The organism is Pseudomonas tructae, from assembly GCF_004214895.1.
GTDB classification, from domain to species: domain Bacteria; phylum Pseudomonadota; class Gammaproteobacteria; order Pseudomonadales; family Pseudomonadaceae; genus Aquipseudomonas; species Aquipseudomonas tructae.
Genome location: NZ_CP035952.1, coordinates 2,684,154 through 2,705,298 on the forward strand (window position 1 = coordinate 2,684,154; position 21,145 = coordinate 2,705,298).

11 protein-coding genes and 1 tRNA gene are annotated in these 21,145 nt (G+C 64.8%); 9 read left to right on the top strand and 3 right to left on the bottom strand.

The features are described from left to right. Positions 1–43: 43 nt before the first annotated feature. From EXN22_RS12405 to EXN22_RS12445, 9 genes are all read left to right on the top strand, one after another. Positions 44–119 (top strand) — tRNA-Gly (locus EXN22_RS12405). Between the two features lie 412 nt (positions 120–531). Beyond that, a complete protein-coding gene (locus EXN22_RS12410) occupies positions 532–1,293 on the top strand; it encodes an efflux RND transporter periplasmic adaptor subunit (protein WP_130264323.1) in 762 nt (253 codons plus the stop codon). Continuing rightward, a complete protein-coding gene (locus tag EXN22_RS12415) occupies positions 1,290–2,609 on the top strand; it encodes an efflux RND transporter periplasmic adaptor subunit (RefSeq protein ID WP_130264324.1) in 1,320 nt (439 codons plus the stop codon). Before EXN22_RS12410 ends, EXN22_RS12415 begins: the two co-directional genes overlap by 4 nt. Next, on the top strand, positions 2,606–4,705 hold the full coding sequence (locus tag EXN22_RS12420; protein ID WP_177414016.1) for an efflux RND transporter periplasmic adaptor subunit: 2,100 nt from the start codon (positions 2,606–2,608) through the stop codon (positions 4,703–4,705). The genes EXN22_RS12415 and EXN22_RS12420 overlap by 4 nt, the downstream gene beginning before the upstream one ends. A gap of 114 nt (positions 4,706–4,819) precedes the next feature. Continuing rightward, on the top strand, positions 4,820–5,326 hold the full coding sequence (locus EXN22_RS12425) for a GNAT family N-acetyltransferase (RefSeq protein ID WP_130264326.1): 507 nt from the start codon (positions 4,820–4,822) through the stop codon (positions 5,324–5,326). Further along, the gene (locus tag EXN22_RS12430) at positions 5,323–5,652 is read left to right on the top strand and encodes a DUF6916 family protein (protein WP_130264327.1); all 330 of its coding nucleotides are present in this window, start codon (positions 5,323–5,325) and stop codon (positions 5,650–5,652) included. The genes EXN22_RS12425 and EXN22_RS12430 overlap by 4 nt, the downstream gene beginning before the upstream one ends. Before the next feature lie 53 nt (positions 5,653–5,705). Then, the gene (locus EXN22_RS12435; protein WP_130264328.1) at positions 5,706–6,242 is read left to right on the top strand and encodes a phage tail protein; all 537 of its coding nucleotides are present in this window, start codon (positions 5,706–5,708) and stop codon (positions 6,240–6,242) included. 97 nt (positions 6,243–6,339) lie between these two features. Continuing rightward, positions 6,340–15,459, top strand: a complete 9,120-nt coding sequence (locus tag EXN22_RS12440) for a DUF4347 domain-containing protein (protein WP_130264329.1) — start codon at positions 6,340–6,342, stop codon at positions 15,457–15,459. Between the two features lie 53 nt (positions 15,460–15,512). Next, on the top strand, positions 15,513–16,988 hold the full coding sequence (locus EXN22_RS12445) for a TolC family protein (RefSeq protein WP_130264330.1): 1,476 nt from the start codon (positions 15,513–15,515) through the stop codon (positions 16,986–16,988). A 5-nt stretch (positions 16,989–16,993) separates the two neighbouring features. Here the strand turns inward: EXN22_RS12445 and EXN22_RS12450 are convergent, their stop codons facing one another. The 3 genes from EXN22_RS12450 to EXN22_RS12460 all read right to left on the bottom strand — a co-directional run bounded on the left by EXN22_RS12450 (position 16,994) and on the right by EXN22_RS12460 (position 21,031). Beyond that, positions 16,994–17,434, bottom strand: a complete 441-nt coding sequence (locus tag EXN22_RS12450; protein WP_130264331.1) for a methylglyoxal synthase — start codon at positions 17,432–17,434, stop codon at positions 16,994–16,996. Between the two features lie 145 nt (positions 17,435–17,579). Further along, positions 17,580–18,428 (bottom strand): alpha/beta hydrolase, encoded by an 849-nt coding sequence (locus EXN22_RS12455; RefSeq protein ID WP_130264332.1) that lies wholly within the window; start codon positions 18,426–18,428, stop codon positions 17,580–17,582. Beyond that, positions 18,428–21,031 carry an autotransporter family protein gene (locus EXN22_RS12460; RefSeq protein ID WP_130266811.1) on the bottom strand — a complete coding sequence of 868 codons (2,604 nt, stop codon included), beginning with the start codon at positions 21,029–21,031 and terminating at the stop codon, positions 18,428–18,430. Before EXN22_RS12460 ends, EXN22_RS12455 begins: the two co-directional genes overlap by 1 nt. Positions 21,032–21,145 lie beyond the last annotated feature (114 nt).

The window sequence follows — 21,145 nt, forward strand, 5'->3', positions numbered from 1 at the left end:
TTGACGATATTTTTCGAATCGTTACAATAACCCCCATCACGACGCGGGAATAGCTCAGTTGGTAGAGCACGACCTTGCCAAGGTCGGGGTCGCGAGTTCGAGTCTCGTTTCCCGCTCCAAATATCGATCTACAGGGTTTATCTGTAGGTCATTGAATTAAGACGCTTCGGCGTCTTTTTTCGTTTCGGCGCAGGCTGCCTGAGTTCTCAAGTACGGCCGTTCCCACCTTCCCTCACCGTGCTGGCTGCTGTCGCAGGCCAGATCGCCGGGCGATAAAAAATACCTGAGCCCCTCTTGCGCCTGCTACCGCGCTTCGAAAAACACTGATAGCATCCTGCCACTTACCTCAAATGCAGTCGCGCATTTCTTCGCGCACGTTCTTGCGCTACTACACTCGCCATGACGCCTGTGCCTGGTGCGTAGGGTGGTGCCTGGCCTGCTCGTTATCGGCTGCTGACCAACGGCAGTCAGTTTTGCGCCGCTGCAACCGATATACACCGCATACAACCAACAATGAAAGGATGCAGCGAGATGAAGCACGGAGCGTGGTGCCTGTTGTTGGTGATGTTCGGTAGCCTGGCGCAGGCTGCTGCCGAGAGCGATCCGCTGCTCGACGGCGCCACTTCGAGCGCCAGTGAAGTGCGCGGTGTGCTGCGCGCGCGCTCCCAGGCGGTGCTGGCTAGCGAGCTGGCCGGGCGTGTGGTGGACATGCCATTTGCCGAAGGCCAATCGTTCAACAAGGGCGATGTGCTGGTGCGTTTCGATTGCAGCGCTTATCAGGCGCAACAGAATGCCGCCGGCGCCGCCGTGCGTGCGGCCCGCGAAGAGTTGCGCAACAAGCAGCAACTGGCCGCGCTCAATTCGGTCGGGCGTTTCGAAGTGACCCTGGCCGAGGCCCGTCAGGCTCAGGCCCAGGCCGAGGCGCAGGTCTACCAGGTGCAGGTGCAACGCTGCCAGGTCAAGGCGCCGTTCGACGGCCAGGTGGTGGCGCGCAAGGTCCAGGCCCACGAAAGCGTGGCCAACGGCGCGCCGTTGCTGGAGATCGTCGACAACCGCTCCCTGGAAGTCCACCTGTTAGTGCCTTCGCGCTGGCTGGGCAAGCTCAAGCCTGAGCAGACCTTCAGTTTTGTCCCCGACGAAACCGGCGCGCCGCTGGAGGCCGTGGTCAAGCGCCTGGGGGCGCGCATCGATGAAGGCAGCCAGACACTGCTGCTGATCGCCACCCTGCCGGCCAACAGTCGCGGGCTGCTGGCTGGCATGAGCGGCACCGCGCACTTTGCCACGCAGCCATGAACGCGCCCGCTCCCAATGCCATGGAGCAACTGCTGGCGCAGTATTTGCGCCTGGAGCATCAGGCCCGTGCTGCGACTTCGGTCCAGACCCTGGCGTTCAGCATGGTCAACGATTCCCAGGCGCTCTTCGGCTTTCGCCACGCCGCGTTGCTGATTGCCGGCAAGGTGCGGGCGTTGACCGGTATCAGCGTGGTCGAGCCGAATGCGCCGTTCGTGGCGTTCATCGAGCATGCCGCCGCGCAGCTGGCTAACCATGCGCGGCTGGGTGTCAGCGGGCCGCTGAGCGCGGACGATTTCGATCAGGCCAGCCGCGAGGACTGGCAGTCGTTGTCGGCGGCGCATGCCTTCTGGTTGCCGCTCAAGGACCGTAATGGCGAAGTCTTTGGTGGCGTGTGGCTGGCCCGCGACACCCCCTGGGTCGAGGCCGAGCACAGCTTGCTCAGCCACCTGGGCGACTGCTACAGCCATGCCTGGCTGGCCTTGCAGCCGGACAAGCCGTGGCGCCTGCGCTGGCCGGCGCGGACCCGCTGGGCAATAGCCGCCGCAGCCCTGCTGGTGCTGCTGGTGCCGGTGCGCCAGTCGGTGCTGGCGCCGGCAGAAGTGGTGCCGCGCAACGGTCAGGTGGTGGCCGCGCCGCTGGATGGGGTGATTGCCGAGTTCCTGGTCAAACCCAACCAGACGGTGCAGGCCGGGCAGGTGCTGGTGCGCTTTGACGCCACCAGCCTCAAGGCCCAGGCCGACGTCGCCGAGCGCACCCTCGGGGTTGCCGAGGCCGAGCTCAAGGCCAATACCCAGCGGGCCTTTTCCGATAGCGAATCCAGCGCCCGGCTGGACCTGCTGGCGGCTCGGGTTGAGCAGAAGCGCGCCGAGCGCGACTACGCCCGCCAGTTGCTGGCACGTGCCGAGGTGCGCGCCGAGCGCGCCGGCATTGCGGTGTTCGCCGATGCCCAGCGCCTGACCGGCAAGCCACTGCAAACCGGCGAGCGCCTGCTGGAAATCGCCGACCCGGCCCAGGCCGAACTGCGCATCGAGCTGCCGGTGGCCGATGCCCTGAGCCTTGAGCCCGGTGCCGAGGTCGCGTTGTTTCTCGACAGCGACCCGCTGCACCGCCACGGCGCCGAGCTTGAACGTACGGCCTACCAGGCGCAGACCACCCCGGCCGGGCAACTGGCCTACCGCCTGGATGCGCGCTTCATCGAGGCACCGCCGCGCATTGGCTTGCGCGGCACCGCCAAACTGTTCGGCCAGCGCGCGCCTTTGGCGCTGTATGTACTGCGTCGACCGTTGGCGGCCCTACGGCAGACGGTGGGCCTGTGATGTTGCCGGCGCTGCGCCCGGACCTGCAACTGTCGCCCGCCGCGCCAGGGCTGGACGGCGCGGCGCAATGGACCCTGGCCGACCCGCTGCGCGGGCGCTATTTCAAACTCGGGGCGCCGGCCATGCGCCTGTTGCGTCACTGGGCGCTGGGTGATCCGGCGCGGGTGCTGGCAGCGGCCAACCAGGAACCGGGCATGCCGCTGCCGAGCACAGCCATCGACGAGTTGCTGCGTTTTTTGCGTGGCCATGACCTGGTCACGGCCAGCGATGATGAGCAGCGTGCCAGCTACGCCGACAAGGCCGCTCGCCAGCGTCAGGGCTTGTGGACCCAGCTGCTGCACAAATACCTGTTCTTTCGCATCCCGCTGTGGCGCCCGGATGCCTTTCTCAACCGCACCTGGCCCTGGCTTGCGCGATTCGGTCCGGCCTTGTTGCGCTACGGCCTGCCGACGGTGCTGTGCCTGGGGCTGTTTCTGGTGCTGCGTGACTGGCAGCGCTTTCTTGCCACCTTCCCGCACCTGTTGAGCCTGGGCGGCGCGGTGGCCTTCGCTATTGCCCTGGGCTTTGCCAAGTTGTGCCACGAATTTGGCCACGCCTACATGGCCAAGCGCGCCGGTTGCCGGGTGCCGAGCATGGGCCTGGCGTTCATGGTGCTGTTGCCGATGCTCTACACCGATGTCAGCGATGCCTGGCGGGTGCAGGACCGCCGCAGCCGCTTGCTGATCGGCGCAGGCGGCGTGCTCGCCGAGCTGTTGCTGGCCTGCGTGGCGCTGCTGGCCTGGTCATTGCTACCCGATGGGGCAGGGCGCACGGCGGCGTTCATGCTGGCCAGCGCCACCTGGATCACCACCCTGGCGATCAACCTCAATCCGCTGATGCGCTTTGACGGCTACTTCCTGCTCAGCGACCTGTGGGCGGTCGACAACCTGCAGGGCCGGGCCTTTGCCGTGTGCCGCTGGCGCCTGCGCGAGGCGCTGTTCGGTTATGGCGAGGCGGCGCCCGAGCCCTTGTCGACGGGCTTGCGCCGGCGTTTGCTGGCCTGGGGCTACGCCTCGTGGCTGTGGCGTGCGGTGCTGTTCCTGGGCATTGCCCTGGCGGTGTATCACCTGTTCTTCAAGGCGCTGGGCATTTTCCTGATGTTGGTGGAGCTGACCTGGTTCATCGCCTTGCCGATCTACCAGGAGGGCCGCCACTGGTGGCAGCAGCGCCAGCGGGCGCAGCCGCGCAAGGTGCTGGGCCTCGGCCTTGGCCTTCTCGCCTTATTGCTGTTGCTGGTACTGCCGTGGCGCAGCGACGTCGAGGTGCCGGCGTTGCTCGAAGCCTCGCGGGTCAGCGCCCTGCATGCACCGACGGCGGCGCGTATCCGCGAAATAAAGGTGCAGGACGGCGAGCGGGTGACCCAGGATCAGTTGCTGGTAGTGCTGCAGTCACCGGACCTGGATTCGCGCCTGAAGATTGTGCGCCAGGAAATCCAGATCCTTCAGGTGCAGTTGCGCCGCCAGGCTGGACGCAGCGAAACCGCCGCTGACAGCGGTATCATCGAGCAACGGCTGGCCGAGGCGCTGGCCGAGTACCGCGGGCTCGCCGCCCAACGCGAGCGCCTGAGCCTGCGCGCGCCGCACGCCGGGGTGGTGCGCGACCTGGCCGAAGGCCTGGCACCAGGCCGCTGGATTGCCGCGCAATTGCCGCTGGCCGCCGTGGTCGAGGAGGGCGTGCGCCTGCGGGGTTATCTGGCCGAGGCGGATTTGTGGCGGGTCGAAGCCGGCGCGTCCGGGCACTTTGTCGCCGACGATCCGTTGCGTGCTTCACTGCCGGTCACCTTGAGCGAAATCGATACCACCGGGGTCGGCGCCATCGATCAGCAAGCGCTGGTTTCCGACCATCAGGGGCCCATTGCCATCCGCCGTGACGAGAACCACCGGGCGCAACCCTTGCACGGGCAGTACGGTGTGCGCTTTGCGCTGCAAAGCAGCGCGCCAGGCCCGCTCCAGCGTCCGGTTCGCGGGCTGGTGGTAGTCGAAGGCCAAGGCCAGTCGCTGCTGGCAGCGGCCTGGCGACGAATGGCCGCGTTAGGAGTAAGAGAAAGCGGATTTTGAGAGTGCGATTGTCAGACGATTAGCATAAGATGCCATCACAATGATCTCACGCCTGACGTGGGGTATTGGGGCGTACGGATCAACGCGCAGCAGCTCGCAGGGATGCTCCACACGATGAACCCACTCGGTTTGAGTTTCCGCCCCATCGACCAAGGCGACCTGCCTTTGCTCGAGCATTTGTATGCCACCACCCGTGCCGGCGAGATGCGCCACAGCGGCTGGTCGGCCGAACAGATTGCGCAGTTTCTCAGCCAGCAGTTCGCGGCCCAGCACCAGTATTACCAGGCCCATTACCCGGACGGCGAGTTTCTTCTGATCGAGCGCCAGGGCCAGGCCATTGGCCGTCTGTACCTGTTCTGGGGGCAGACCGCGCTCAACCTTATCGATATCGCTCTGTTGCCCGCCTGCATCGGCCAGGGCATCGGCAGCGCCATCCTCGCGAACCTGCTGCAACGCGCCGACGAGCAGGGGCTGGCGTGCGAGCTCAGTGTCGAGCACTACAACCCGGCGCAGCAGTTGTACGCCCGGCTCGGTTTTGTGCCGATTGGCGAGTCGGGGGTCTACCGCCGCCTGCGCCGTGAAGCTGACACCTCGGTTTGCCTGAGCACGGAGGCCTCATGAACGTAGCAGCCCAGTTCCCCATGCCGACGTTTGCCCAGTTGCAAGCGGCCGACCCCTATGCCTTTGCGCTATGGCTGGGCGCGGACAACCGCGTGGCCATCGAGCGCGTGCAGTTGACCCAGGGCGTGGCGATGAGTGCCCGCCACGAGTGCTTCCTGGTGTTTTTCGCTTTGCCCGCCGGCCTGTTGCCGCAGCAGGGCGTCTACCGCGTCATTGGCCCAGAGCAGCAGGAATGGCTGCTGTTGATGACCCCGGTGCAGCCGGAACCCGATGGCCGTCATGTGCTGCAGGCTGTGCTGCACCGCGAGCGCGAGCCGCAGCCCTGAGCGCCTTGATCTGATCTGTTCACACCCACAACCCCAAAAACAGGTAATGCCAGATGAGTGAGCCCTTTATCGGTGAGATCAAGATGTTCGGTGGCAACTTTGCGCCGCGTGGTTATGCGATGTGCACGGGGCAGTTGATGGCGATTTCCCAGAACGCCGCGCTGTTCTCCATCCTGGGTGTCACCTACGGTGGCAACGGCCAGACGACGTTCGGCTTGCCCGACCTGCAAGGCCGCTCGCCTGTGGGCTGGGGCCAGGGGCCTGGCCTGGTGAACGTGGATCTTGGCGAGTCGGCAGGCAGCCAGAGCATGACCTTGAGCGTGCAGCAAATGCCGATTCACAGCCATCAGGTGCTGGTTTCGACCGAAGCGGCCAGCACCGACAAGGGCGGCCCCGCTCTGGTGCTGGCGCAGAGCGCTGATGTCAACCTGGGGACGGTCAACGTTTACGGCAACCCCACCGCCCTGACCAGCCTGTGGCCGCAAACCTGTAGCAATGTCGGCGGCAGCCAGCCGTTCGACAAGCGCAGCCCGTACCTGGGCATAAGCATGATCATCGCCACCGAAGGCATCTTCCCTTCGCGACCCTGATGACAAAACGGTGCGGTGGCGCCTGATTTGCGCCACCGTTGCCAGCGCAGTTCCATAGCAGTTCCAGGGCAACAACCCGTACAGCGTGAGGTGCACCATGAAGTTCATCGACCGATTCAAACGCCCGGGCCAGCCAGTGCCCGGCGTCTGCGCTGCTGCCGCTCAGGCACCGCTGCTGTTGGCCCTGGAGCCGCGGATCATGTTCGACGCCTCGGTCGCGGTGGTCGCCCAGGAGGCGACGGCTGAAGCCGACCCTGCCAAGGACACCGCAACCGACGGCGCCCCTGCCGAGAAGGCGGCGCTGGCCTCGGCAGATGCTGGCGCCGCCGGCGCCAGCCAGCGTCATGAGGTGGTGTTCGTCGATGGCCAGATCAACAACCCGCAGGATGCCCTCAAAGGCCTGCCGGCGGGCAGTGAGGTGGTGGTGCTCGACCCGAGCAAGGACGGCCTGCAGCAGATGGCCGACTACCTCAAGGGCCGCAGCGACCTGGATGCCATCCACGTGTTTTCCCACGGCGCCTCGGGTACCGTGCAACTGGGCAATGTCTGGTTGAACAGCGCTAACCTGGCCGATCATGGCGAGGCGTTGCAGTCCATCGGCCAGTCGCTCAAGGCCGACGGCGACCTGATGCTCTATGGCTGCCAGGTTGGCAAGGATGACGCAGGCCAGGCCTTTGTCAGCCAGTTGGCGAGCCTGACCGCCGCCGACATCGGTGCGTCCGTCGACGACACCGGCGCCAGCGCACTGGGCGGCAACTGGACCCTGGAACGCAGCAGCGGCCAGGTCCAGGCCACCGCCTTGGCGCTCAATGATTACCAGGGGTTGCTGGCCACCACCTGGAGCACCGGCACCGCGCCGCTGAGCGGCACCACCATCGGCGCTGGCAGCCGGGTAGTGGTCGGTGATTTTGACAATGATGGCGATGCCGACATCCTCTACCAGACCGTTGGCAACGGTACGCCCTGGGCCTATGCGCGCAGTAACGGCAACGGCTCCTTCACCTTGCAAACCCTGGCCCAGTCACCGTTTGCCGGGCTGACGCTGCCGGACCACACCGGCTTCAACTACCATGTCGCCGACTTCGACGGTGACGGCGACCTGGATGTGCTGGCGGGCGTCAACAGCACCACCGGCACCTACCTGCGCAATGACAGCGGCAGCTTCAGCAGCCAGTCGACGGCGAGTTTCCCGGCACCGGGGGCCGGTTCGCGCATGCTGGCCGGCGACTTCGACAATGATGGCGACGCCGACCTGCTCTACCAGGTCGGCGCCAACGGTACGGCCTTCGCCTACGCGCGCAGCAACGGCAACGGCACCTTTACCTTGTTGACCCTGGCGCAATCGCCCTTCGCCGGGCTGACGCTACCGGATCACAACGGCAGCAACTACTTCGCCGCCGACATCGACGGCGACGGCGACATCGATGTGCTGGCCGGCAACAACGCCAGCACCGGCGTGTACTTGCGCAACGACGGCGGCAGCTTCAGCAGCCAGTCAACCGCCACGTTCCCGTCACCGGCCGCGTTCGGGCGCATGGTGGTGGCCGACTTCGACAGTGACGGCGACGCCGATATCCTTTACCAGACCGGCGCCAACGGTTCGGCCTTCGCCTATGCCCGCAGCAACGGTGACGGCACCTTCACCCTGCAAACCCTGGCCCAGTCGCCGCTGGCCGGCCTGACCCTGGTCGATCACACCGGCAGCACCTACCGCGCCGCCGACTTCGACGGCGATGGCGACATCGACCTGTATGGCGGGGTCAACGGCAGCGCCGGCAACCAGTACATCCAGAACGACCGGCCACCGATCGTGGTCAGCTCGACGCCCAGCGACAACGGCGTCAATGTCGATCCCCAAGCCAACATCGTGCTGACCTTCAATGAGTCGGTGACCAAGGGCAGCACGGGCAACATCTATATCGTGCGCACCTCCGACAGTGTCGTGGTCGAGACCATCGCCATCGGCAGCGGGCAGATCACCGGCTCGGGGAGCACCTGGACCATCGACCCGTCGATCACCCTGGCGTTGGGCACCGGTTACGCCATCCGCCTGGATGCCAAGACTTTTGTCGACGGCGACGGCGCAATCTTCAAAGGGGTGAAGAACAACACCACGCTGAACTTCACCACCAAGTTCAATGATCCGCCCACGGTGAGCAACCTCAATGGCGACAGCGCCAGCTTTGTCGAAGGCGCATCCCCAGTGCTGCTCGATGCCGGCGGCAATGCGCTGGTCAGTGACAGCGACTCGGCGGACTTCAACGGTGGCAACGTCACGGTGTCGATCACCGGTAACCGGGCCAGCGGCGAGGACCTGCTGAGTATTTTCAACCAGGGCACCGGGGCAGGACAGATCGGGGTCTCGGGCAGCAACCTGAGCTACGGCGGGGTGCTCATCGGCACCTTCGCCGGTGGCAGCGCCAGCAACAACCTGGTGGTCTCGCTCAACGCCAATGCCACAGCCGCTGCCGTGCAGGCACTGGTGCGCAACCTGACCTACAGCAACAGCAACGGCGCGGATATCTCGACCCTGAGCCGCACGGTGCAGGTCAGCATCAATGACGGCGACAGCGCCAGCACCACCAGCGCCTCGGTGACCATTGCGGTCGTCGCCGTCAACGATGCGCCCACCGTGAGCGCCAGCGCCGGCACACCGACCTTTACCGAAGGCGGCGCGCCGGTCGACCTGTTCAACACGGTGCTGGTGTCGACCATCGAGGCCGGCCAGGGCATCAGCCAGTTGACCTTCACGGTCAGCAACGTCAGTGACCTGGGGTACGAGCGCCTGACCCTCGACGGCAGCAACCTTGACCTGCTCAACGGTGCCTCGGGCACCACGGCCATTAACGGCTTCAGCTACTCGATCACACTCAGCGGTTCAACCGCCACGGTCACCTTGAGCAAGGTGGCGGGCATCAGCACCAGCCTGGTTCAGACCCTGATCGACGGTGTCCAGTACAGCAACCTGAGCAATGCGCCGACCACCGGCAGCCGGGTGATCACCCTGAGCAGCCTGCAGGACACCGGTGGCACCAGCAATGGCGGGGTAGACACCACGTCTGTGGCCATTGCCGCGACGGTGACGGTGCTGGCCAGCAACGATGCGCCGAGCCTGTCGGGCGGGCCGTTCCTGCTGCCGGGCACTAACGAAGACAGCACCTCGAGCGGGCAACTGGTTGCCACGATCCTCGCCGGCTTGACCCATGGCGATGTGGACGGTGCCGGCTCGTTGAGCGGTATCGCGGTGATAGCCTCCACGGGCAACGGCGTCTGGCAGTACTCCAGCGACGGCCTGGCCTGGACCGACATGGGGGCAGTGTCCGGTAGCGCCGCGCTGTTGTTGTCGAGCAGCTCGCAGGTGCGTTTCGTCCCCGATGGTGCCAACGCCGGCAGCGCCAGCCTGACCTTGCGTGCCTGGGACCAGACCAGCGGCACGGCGTCGAGCAACGGTGTGCGCAGCACTGCCGACACCAGCAGCAACGGTGCGACCAGCAGCTTCTCGTCCGGTACCGCACAAGCGCAGATCACCATCACGGCGGTCAACGATGCGCCGGTTCTGGTGCCGACCGCACCGGTGCTGAACGGCATCACCGATGGCCAACTGAACAACGCCGGGCAAACCGTGGGCAGCTTCCTGGCCGGCGTCAGCGATGTCGACACGGGTGCTGTCAGCGGCATTGCCATCCTCGGCCTGAACAGCGGCAGCGGCACCTGGCAGTACAGCACCGACGGCAGCACCTGGACCGATATCGGCGCGGTGAGCGCTAGCAGCGCCTTGCTCCTGCGCAGCACCGACAAGGTCCGGCTGGTGCCGGACGGCTCCACCAGCACCGTGGCGAGCCTGACCTACAAGGCCTGGGACCAGACCGGCGCCTCGGCAGGGCAGCAGGGCAGCAAGCTCGACACCACGGCCAGCGGTGGCACCAGCGCCTTCTCCGTGGCAACCGACAGCGCCAGCATCACCGTCACTGCAGTCAACGATGCGCCGACGTTGACCGGCAGCAGTGGCAGCGCCGTGTTCGTGGAGGGCAACAATGTCGCTTCGACCCCGGTGGCGGTCGACAGCGGCCTGACCCTGAGTGATTCGGATAACGCCACCCTGGCCAGCGCCAGGGTCAGCATCACTGGCAACTTCCAGGCCGGCGAGGACCTTTTGGCCTTCAGCAACGACCTGGCAAGCATGGGCAACATCAGCGCCAGCTACAACGCCGGCACGGGCGTGCTGAGCCTGACTTCCGCTGGCGCCAGCGCGACCCTGGCGCAATGGCAGGCGGCATTGCGCGCAGTGACCTACAGCAACGCCAGCGACACACCCAACACCGCCACCCGGACCTTGAGTTTCGTGGTCAACGACGGTGCCCTCGACAGCCCTGCGGCGACCTGCACCGTGAGCGTCCAGGCGGTCAATGACACGCCCCTGGTCAATACCTCGGGCGCCTCCTCAGGCTATGTCGAAAATGGCGCGGCCGTGGCCGTCGACAACGGGCTGACCCTGAGCGACCCGGACAGCGGCACGCTGGCCAGCGCCAGCGTCAGCATCAGCGCCAATTTCCAGGCCGGCCAGGACGTGTTGAGCTTCATCAACAACCCGGCCAGCATGGGCAACATCAGCGCCAGCTACAACGCCGCGACCGGGGTGCTCAGCCTGAACTCCGTCGGCGCCACCGCCACCCTTGCGCAGTGGCAGAGCGCCTTGCGCGCGGTGGCGTACAGCAACAGCTCGGACAACCCCGACAGCGGCGCGCGGACCGTCTCCTTCACGGTCCACGACGGCTCCAGCAACAGCGCGGCGGCGAGCAGCACCGTCACCGTGCAGGCGGTCAATGACGCGGGCACCATCACCGCGCCCGGCAGCCTCAACTTCAGCGAAGATACCGCCGGCACGGTTTCGGGCATCTCCATCGCCGATATCGATGCCGGCAGCGGGTTGGTTACCCTGGACCTGAGCGTGGCCGCCGGGCAACTGAGTGCCAGCAGCGGCCTAGGCGTTACGGTCAGTAGTGTGGGTTCGGGCCTGTCGCTGCTCGGTACGGTGGCGGACATCAACGCCTTTATCGCCAGCAACAGCCTTTCCTATATTGGCGCAGCCAACGCCAGCGGCAATGTCAACCTGACGCTGAGCTACAACGATGGCGGCCATAACGGTTCCGGCGCTGCGCAGGTCACCAACCAGGTGGTGACACTGGCCATCGCTGCGGTCAACGACGCACCGGTCAACCAGCTACCGGCCAGCCAGAGCGTACGCCAGGACAGCTCGCTGATTTTCAGCAGTGGCAACGGCAACCTGATCAGCGTCAGCGACCCGGATGCCGGCAGCGGCAACCTGCAAGTGACCCTGACCGCCAGTCACGGCCTGCTGAGCTTGTCGGGCATCAGTGGCCTGACCTTCCTGGTCGGCAGCGGCGCAAGCGATGGGACCATGACCTTCGTCGGCAGCCAGGGCGACATCAATGCCGCGCTCAATGGCCTGCTGTTCGCACCGGTCGCGGGCTACAACGGTGCGGCCAGCCTGCAGATCATCACCAACGACCAGGGCGGCAGCGGCAGTGGCGGGGCGTTGTCCGACAGCGACAGCATCGCCATCCAGGTGGCTTCGTTGAATCCGCAAGTCACCGATGTGTCGAGCAGCGGCGCCAATGGCAACTACAAGACCGGCGACACCCTGAGCCTGACCGTGACCTTCGATCAGGCGGTTACAGTCGATACTACCGGCGGCATCCCGACCTTGCTGCTGGAAACCGGCCTCATCGACCGCAATGCCACTTATGTGTCGGGTTCGGGCAGCAATACCCTGACCTTCCAGTACACCGTGCAGGCCGGCGACAGCAGCGCCGACCTGGACTACAGCGGCAACAGCGCCCTGGCCCTCAATGGCGCGGTGATTCGCAACGTTACCTCAGACGACGCCGTGCTGAGCTTGCCAACGCCGGGCAGCGCCCATTCGCTGGGGGCCAACCGCAACCTGGTCATCGATGGCATCGAGCCGCAGGTCACCAGCGTCAGCGTGCCGGCCAATGGCACCTACATTGCCGGGCAGAACCTGGACTTTACCGTCAACCTCAGCGAGGCCGTGACGGTCAGCGGCACGCCGCGCCTGCAGATCACCCTCGACACCGGCGGTACGGTGTTCGCCGACTATGTGTCGGGTTCGGGAACTGGCGCGCTGTTGTTCCGCCTGACGGTGAGCAGCGGCCAACTTGATGCCAACGGCATCGGCCTCGGCAACCAACTGCTGCTCAATGGCGGCACGATTCGCGACGCCAGTGGCAACAGCGCCGTGGCCTCACTCAACAGCGTCGGCAGCACCACCGGGGTCAATGTCGATGCCGTGCTGCCTCAGGCCAGCGGCATTGTCGCCATCGACAGCAGCCCGAGCAACGCCGGTTCCGTGCGCTACACCGTGACCTTCAGCGAGGCGGTCAGTGGTGTGGATGCCACCGATTTCACCCTGCAGATGACCGGTGGCGTGAGTGGCAGCATCACCCAGGTGCTGGCGGTGGACGCGCGCACCTACACCGTGGTGGTGGGTGGCCTGAGCGGCGAGGGCACCCTGGCCTTGAACCTCAAGGCCAGCGGCACCGGCATTGTCGACAGTGCCGGCAACACTCTGGCGGGTGGCCTGGGTGGTGCGCTGTACAGCATCGACCGGGTCGCACCGACCATCGTCTCCATCGATGTGCCCGCAGCCGGCGCCTATAACGCCGGCGATGTGCTGCGCTTCACCGTCAACACCAGCGAAATCGTCAACGTCACCTTCGTGCCGTGGATCATCGTCGATATCGGTGGCCGCAACGTCAACGCCCACTATGTGTCTGGCTCCGGCAGCACGGCGCTGGTGTTCGAGTACCAGGTCCAGGCCAACGACAACACGGCGCCGGGCGCGGGTATCCAGGTGTTCACGATCATGGCCATGCCGTCGTTCCACGACCAGGCCAACAACCAGATGGACCTGAGCCTGCACGGTGTGGGCGATGGCTCCGGGGTGGTGATCGACACCGTGGCACCCAGTGTCCAGGCGATCACGGTCCGGACCCAGGGACCGAGCAATGCCAGTAACGCAAGCTTCGACGTCAGCTTCAACGAGGACGTGCGCAACGTCGGCATCGAGGATTTCACCCTGCTGCTGGGGGGCAGTGTGCAGGGGCGGATTATCAGCGTCAGCGCCCTGGATGCCCGCAATTATAGGGTGTTCGTGGCCGAACTGAGCGGGGTCGGTGAAATTCACCTGGCCTTGGCCAACACGCGCGATGTTACCGATGTGGCCGGCAATGCGCTGCCCGGTTCCGCGCAGAGTCTGGGCCTGCAGATCGACCGCGTCGCGCCGACGATTGCCAGCGTGGCGGTACCCGGTGCTGGCAGTTACAACGAAGGTGACGTCCTGAGCTTTACCGTCAACGCCAGCGAATCGGTGATCGTCGACACCCTGGCGGGCACGCCGCGCCTGCAGTTGAGCATCGGTGGGGTCACCCGCTATGCCACCTACGTTTCCGGTTCCGGCACAGCCCAGTTGCTGTTCCAGTACAGCGTGCAGGCGGGCAACAACGATGCCGATGGCATACAGCTGGGCAGCACCCTGGACCTCAATGGCGGTGCGATTCGCGATGCGGCGGGCAACACCTTGCACCCGGCCCTGAGTGCTGCCGGCAACACCAGCGGCGTGTTGGTCGATACCGCGGCGCCGCAAGTGGCGGATATCGTGCGGGTGGATGTCAGCCCAAGCAACAGCAGCTCGCTGCGCTACACCGTGACCTTCGACGAGAACGTCAGTGGCGTCGACCCGGCCGATTTCGCCCTGGCCTTCAGTGGCAGCGTCGCCGGGCGCATCAGCAGCGTCACGGCGATCGATGGGCGCACCTACAGCGTGCTGGTCGACAACCTCAGCGGCGTCGGCAGCGTGCGCCTGGACCTGGTCGGTGTCTCCGGCGGTATCCTTGATACCGCTGGCAACGCCCTGGGTGCAGGCCTGCAAGGCAGCACCTACAGTATCGACCGGGTGGCGCCGAGCGTCACCGCCGTGGCGGTCCCCGCAGCCGGCAGCTATGTGGCCGGGCAGGGCCTGGAGTTCAGCGTGCAGCTGGATGAAACGGTACTGGTCGATACCGGCGACGGTGCGCCACGCCTGGCGGTCACCCTCGACAATGGCCGTGTGGCCTACGCCGAGTATGTGTCCGGCTCCGGCAGCGACACCCTGGTGTTCCGCCTGAGCATCACCCCGGGCTTGCAAGCCAGCCATGGCCTGAGCCTGGCGACCAGCCTGGAGCTTAATGGCAGCACCGTGCGCGATGCCCGCGGCAACGATGCACGCATCGGTTTGAACAATGTCGGCAACACCGCAGAGGTTATCGTCGATGCCCGGGCACCACGCCCGGCCGGGATTGTCGTGGATGCCCCGGGGGCACCCGGGGCGTCGACGCTCAGTTACACCTTAAGCTTCGACGAGGCGGTCAGCGGCGTGGATGCCAGTGATTTCAGCGTCCTGGCCAGCGGCAGTGCCACCGCAGTGGTGCAATCGGTACAACAACTGGATGCCCGCACCTATCGGGTGACCCTGGGCAATGTCAGCGGGCAGGGCGGCCTGGGCGTGAGCCTGAACGCCCTGAACAGCGGCATCCGCGATGGCGCCGGCAATGCCCTGGCAGTGTCGATGAACAGCCCGCTGTACCAATTGCTGAGCCAGGATGTCGGTGATCTGGAGTTCCGGGTCAACCCGCCTCTGAGCAACCCGACATTGACGACCCCAGTGCTGCAACCGCAGGTGCCGCTGGTGCCTGCGGTTGCCAGCACCTCGCCCTTGCTGCCCGCGCCGCTGTTCGAAGAGCGCACCCTGGGCAGCGGCATCGATACCCTGGGCAATATCTTCATTCACAACGGCCTCAGTGCGCCGAGCTTCATCGCCCAGGTGTTCGCCAGCAGTGACAGTGGTGGCGACAGCGCAGGGCTGGGCTTCCTCGGTTTTGGTGGCGGTGACGCTGGGGTCTTCGGCAGCAGTACCTTTGCCGGCCTGTTCGCCCGGGAGGCGGCGCAGGAGGGGGAGTCGATGCGTGTGTTCGACGGCAAGCAGTGGCGCACCACCGACCCTGCGCAAGGCTTGCGCGCAGTGTTTGGCGCCGCCTCGCTGGAGCAGCAGTTGCAGAACATCAAGGACGCCGAACAGCGTCCTGTACGCGAATTGGCCATGGCTCTGGCACAGCCGACACAGATCGGCAACCGGACCTGAAACGCCAGCACTTATTCAGAAATGATCGAGCCGTACCAGGGGGCGGCCCAAGGATGAAGAAAAGTCAGAAACTGTTCAGTGCCAGCGTGCTCGCGCTGGCAATCAGCGGATGTGCGGTGACCAGCGAGCCGATTGACCGCAGCCTTAGCGAGGCGCGGGCGCGCACTGACCTGGTCAACATGTTCAAGGACCAGGAACCGCTCAGCGGTCCCTTGACCTTGCACCAGGCCATGGCACGGGCGGTGAAATACAACCTCGAATCGCGCCTCAAGGTCATGGAGGAAGCCCTGGCCAAGCGTCAGGTCGACCTGGCGAGCTTCGACATGCTGCCGCGCATGGCCATGGAAGCCGGTTATGCCGGGCGCAACAATGTCAGCGCCTCGAGCAGCCAGAGCGTGCAGACCGGTACCCAGTCTCTGGAACCTTCGACCTCCCAGGACCGCGACCGCGAGGTGGCGGACCTGACCATGGTGTGGAACGTGCTCGACTTTGGTGTCAGTTACGTCAGCGCCAAGCAGCAGGCCGACCAGCGCCTGATTCTCCAGGAGCGGCGGCGCAAGGTCATTCACACCATTACCCAGGACGTACGTTCGGCGTACTGGCGGGCGGTTGCGGCGCAGCGCCTGCTGACCCAGATCGACAGCCTGATGGGCCGGGTGGCCGAGGCCCGGGACAACAGCCAGCACATGAGCAGCCAGCGCATCGGCGATCCGGTGCAGTCGCTCAGCTATCAGCGCGCCCTGATCGAGGCCACCCGCCAGCTCGAAGAGCAGCGCCGCGCCTTGTCGCTGGCCAAGACTGAACTGGCGGCCTTGATCAACCTGCCGCTGAACACCGAGTTCACCCTGGCACCGGAAGCAGGCTACGAGGTACCGCAGTTCAAGGGGGATTTCACCCGCCTGGAACAGCAGGCCCTGGCCAGCCGTCCTGAGTTGCGCGAACAGGATTACCAGGCACGGATCAGCGCCGCAGAAACCCGCAAGGCCATGCTGCGCTTGCTACCGGGCCTTGAGTTCTCGGCCGGTGGGCACTACGACAGCAACTCCTTTCTGGTCAATCAGAGCTGGGCGGACTACGGCGTCAAGGTGACCTGGAACCTGTTCAACGTGTTGTCGGCCCCGGCGGCGATCAAGGTTGCCAAAGCCGGTGAAGACGTCGCGGCGGCACGACGCCAGGCCATGTCGATGGCGGTACTGGCGCAGTTGTACGTGGCCAACGCCAACTACAACGAGGCCGCGCGTCAGTTCCGCACCAGCGAAGAGCTGGCGGCACTGGACGGGCAGATCGCAGAGCAGTTGCGCAACCGCTACCAGACCCAGAACATCGGTGAGCTGGAGTTGATCCAGGGCGAGCTGAACAACCTGCAGACGCAGTTGAAACGCGACCTCTCGTACGCCGAGTTGCGTAACGCCTACGCGCAGTTGTATGTCAGCTCCGGCACCGACTTGTTGCCGGACACACTGCCCGATAGCACGTTGGCGACCATTGCTTCGGCGTTGCAGAACAGCGAGGCGCGTTGGGCACAGTGAAGTCCCTAGGACATTGCTTCGCCAGGAATGGCGATCCTCACCTGCTGCTCGAACAAGGGTGACTGAAGCAAGAAGTTGGCCGTTGTCTCGTTGCTGGCAATCGGGATGTTCCAGGCGGTTGCCAGGCGCAGCAATGCTTTGACGTCGCAGCTGTGGGGAAAGTTGCCCAGGGGGTCCCAGAAGAAAATCAGGACATCTATTTTACCCTCCGCTATCAGCGAGCCGATCTGTTGGTCCCCTCCCAGGGGGCCACTGAGCATTTTGCTGACGTGGATGCCGGTGGCACGCTGGATCAGATTGCCTGTTGCACGGGTTGCGAAGAGTGTGTGGCGAGCTAGCGCGGTGCGGTTGTCAAAGGCCCAACTGACCAGGGTGTTCTTGCATCGCTCATGCGCAGCCAATGCGATGTATTTCTTTGCGGACATGCTCCGAATCAGGGTTTGCATACAGGACGCCTGCAGTGTCGAATGAACATTAGGCATAGACCCACGGCATGCCAGTGCTAACCACGATGGGAGTCTAAAGGGGCATGAGGTCCTGGGTAACTGGCAAAATTATCAGGTGCGGCATTTACCACAGTGGCTGTCGAGCTTAGCGGCAGGTCTCGATGGGCCGGGTGCTCCAGGTCGCCCACACCGGTTCCCAACCCGACTCGTGGGTGGCGTCAGGCAGGATCAGGAGTTGATTACAGGGGCGCGACGCTGCAGTGCCGCGAAAACTGCTGATGATTTCAGCGCCAATCACCGCATCGCCACCTCCCACCAGGTGGCGTTGGGGCAATGACTGGATACGCGCCTTGTACGCCATCGGGTCCAGGGAACCCTTCAGCGGCGAAAGGCCTTTGCGCTGCACCCACAAGTGCGGGTCCAGATTGCCGGCGATACTTTGAATCTGCGTCACATCGTCCCGTTGTCCGGCCAGCAGCACGGCCAGCGCCGCGCCACCTGAATAGCCCACCAACTCGAACTCGCGATTGCCAAACTGCTGCTTGAGCCGGTCCAGCGCCTGGCTGAGGCTGGTGACGACCTCCTGGGAAAAGCGGCGGTCGGTCCACAGCGCGGCTGTGCAGCCGGCGGCCGTGACAAACTGGCATGGCCGTGCAAGGTAGGCATTGGGTGTTGGGTCATTGATTGCCAAGCGCGCAACCAACAGGTTGCGTGGGCTCGGGTCGAGGCTGGGTTGGCTGGGCGTGGCCCAGGCATGGCCGTCGCCTTCCAGGTACACCCGTAGACGCTTGTTTGCAGGTTGTTCAGGCGCCAGCAGGGCTAGCGGAAACGGCTGGCCCGGCACGATTTCCAGGTGTCGGCCGTGCTGTTGCGCCAGTTGCTGCAGTGCTGAATAAGGGGATTGGCAGGCACCAAGAAGGGCGCTGACCAGCAGCGCCCCCAAGGCTCGACAGGCGCCGGCCCACAGGCGTGGGCCGGCCAGGCGGTTACGCATCAGAAGTCGTAACGGACTTTCGCCGAGAACACGTCAGCATCGAAGCCCGACTTGCCAATGTAGTCGTAGTTGACGCCCAGGGTCACCGCGCCCAGCTTGTAATCGGCACCTACGCCGGCTTCATAGCTGTCACGCGCCGCCTTGGCACCGCTGGTCACGAACGGCGTGCTGCCGAGCAGGAAGGTCGAGGTGCTCTTGGCTTCGTCAGCGGCGAAGTCGTGATAGGCCATCAGCTTGGCTTGCGGCTCCAGGGTACCTGCGCCCAATGGGAAGCTGCCGGCCACACGCAGGCCTGCACCCAGCTCGATGGCCTCGTAACGCTGGTCTTCGACTTTCAAGGCTGCCGAAGAACCCTTCTCGCGGTAGCCGTCGATGTTGACCAGGCTGTAACGGGCGGCCAGGCGCGGTTCAACCAGCATCTGCGAGTTGATGTGGTAGGTGTAGCCACCGACCAGGTTCAGGCCCAGCAGGTCGCTGTCGTAGTTGGCCTTGGCGCGGGTGCCGGCGATGGAGCGGGTGCTTTCATTGTCGTTGACGCCGTAGGTCAGGCTGGCATCGACGAAATAGTTGCCCTGCTCGAAGCCGCCGTACAGGGTGAAGGCATGGCTGTCGACTTCAGTCTGGTTACCGCTTTTGCCGTTGACGTCGGTATTGATGAAGCTGTAAGCCAGGCCCAGGGTCAGGTTGTCGTTGAGCTTGCCATCGGCACCGACCGCGATACCGCGACTGTAGGCGTTGTAGCCCGCCACGCCGTCGCGCAGGTCCTGGCTGGCGTCGCTGTACAGGGTCTGCACCCAGACGCCGGTTTCCTTGAAGCCTTCACCCGAGGAGGCGCCGCGCAGGGCGCTTGTGCGGTTGCCGGTGACGTTGCTCACCAGGTTCTGGCTGGTGGTGGCGGCCTGGGTCGCGCCGCCGTTGGTTTCCGGGGTCAGTTCCGAGGCCAGCTTGGCGACCTGGGCCTCATCGGCGTTGAGCAGGGCCTGCTTGAACGGGTCGTTGTCGGCCAGCTTGCCGATCATGCCGTCGGCGGTCAGGCTGCCGAGGGCTTGCTGGCTGTTGGCCGAGCCGCCCTGGTTGGTGATGATCTGATCGACTTCTTCCTTGCCTTTGCCGGTGACGACGGCCACTACCTGCTGGTTGTCGACGGTGTAGCTGTCGACCTTGAGCAGCGCAGAAGTGCTGACCAGGTTGAGTTTGGCATTCGGGTCGACGGTTTCGCCGTCTGCGCCGAGCAGCTCGATCCGGCCGGCTTCGAGCAGTTTGTAGGTACTGCCATTGGCGTTGAAATCTTCGCCTTTGGCCGCCAGTTGCAGCTGCGCGCCCTGGCCGAACTGAGTGGTGCCGGTGACCTTGAGCACGGCGCTGCTGGCGTTGGTGGCGTTGCTCAGGTTCAGGCCCAGGGCAGAGTTGCCGGCGACGTACAGGTTGCCGTCGATGCTGGTGTGTGGGGCTTCGAGGGTCAGGGTGGTTTTGCGGTCGTCGCTTGCGCTGCCGACCTCGATCCAGCCGCCGTCCTTGAGGCGAATGTTGGAGCCATCAGCACGGCTGTCGGTGCCAGTGAAGGAAGTATCGCCTTCGACATCGATGTTGCTCAGGTCGATCAGGTTGCCGACGATGACGCTGCCTTTTCGCAAGATCAGCTCGACCGGGCGGTTGCTTTCCGAGGCGTCGATGGCTTCATCGGCAGAGATGATCGTACCGTTGTTGAAAACGTTGAAGTCGCCATGCTCCTTGTACCAGGGCTGGGCGCCCGGGCCGTCGAAGTCACTGAAACCGATGGCGATGGCGGCGTCTTCGGCGCGGATGGTGCCGGTGTTGATCAGGTGGTTGTTCATACCGGTGAAGCTGGCACCATCGATACGGATGCCCTCGGCGTCATCGCCATTGGCAATGATGGTGCCGTGGTTCTCGATGCCGATCAAGTCGACCATGTCGGTGTGCATGCCCGAGCCACTGCTAGTGGCGTCGATGCCGGTGGCGCCTGCGCCGGTGACTTCGATCAGGCCGCGATTGATGACCTTGCCGAGGATCTCGCCGCCTTCAAGGTTGATGCCTTTGGCATCTTCACCCTTGGCGATGATCTTGCCGCTGGCGTCATTGAGCAGGTTGCCCTTGATCACCGACGATCCGGAGAAGTCCAGGGCACGGGCGACGTCGCGGCCGCCACCGTCGGTCAGTGGAGCACCTTCTGCGTAGAGCAGGCCTTGGTTGATGACGCTGCCGCCGATCTTGGCCGGGTCGATCATCAGCGCGTTGGCGCCACCGCCGATGGCCGAGATGCTGCCCTTGTTGATCACGTCGCCGCCGATGCTATTGGCGACCCAGGGTTGCGTGCCTTCCCAGACATCCATGTCGACGCCACCGGCGAAGTCACCGGTGCTGTTGATGGTGGCGTTGAGAATCAGGTCTTTCTCGATGCTTGAGCCATTGAGTTCGATGGCATCTTCATCGCTGCCGCCGGTGTAGGCACCGTTGATCTCAAGATTGCCGCTGTAGCGTTGGTGTTCGCTCTTGAAGCCTGCGTTGGTCAGCTGGACAGTTTCGGCGAGGGCGGGCAGGGCAGTGGCGGTTACGGCCAGGGCGAGCAGGGTCTTGCGGAACATCACAGGAGTCACGGTTTAATCCTTTAACGGCGTGTTGAGTGCTTCGCTTCCGTGCGGGGCTGGACTTCGCTGCATTAAAAAAGGCGGTGCCACGCAGAAGAGCGCGGCGATGGT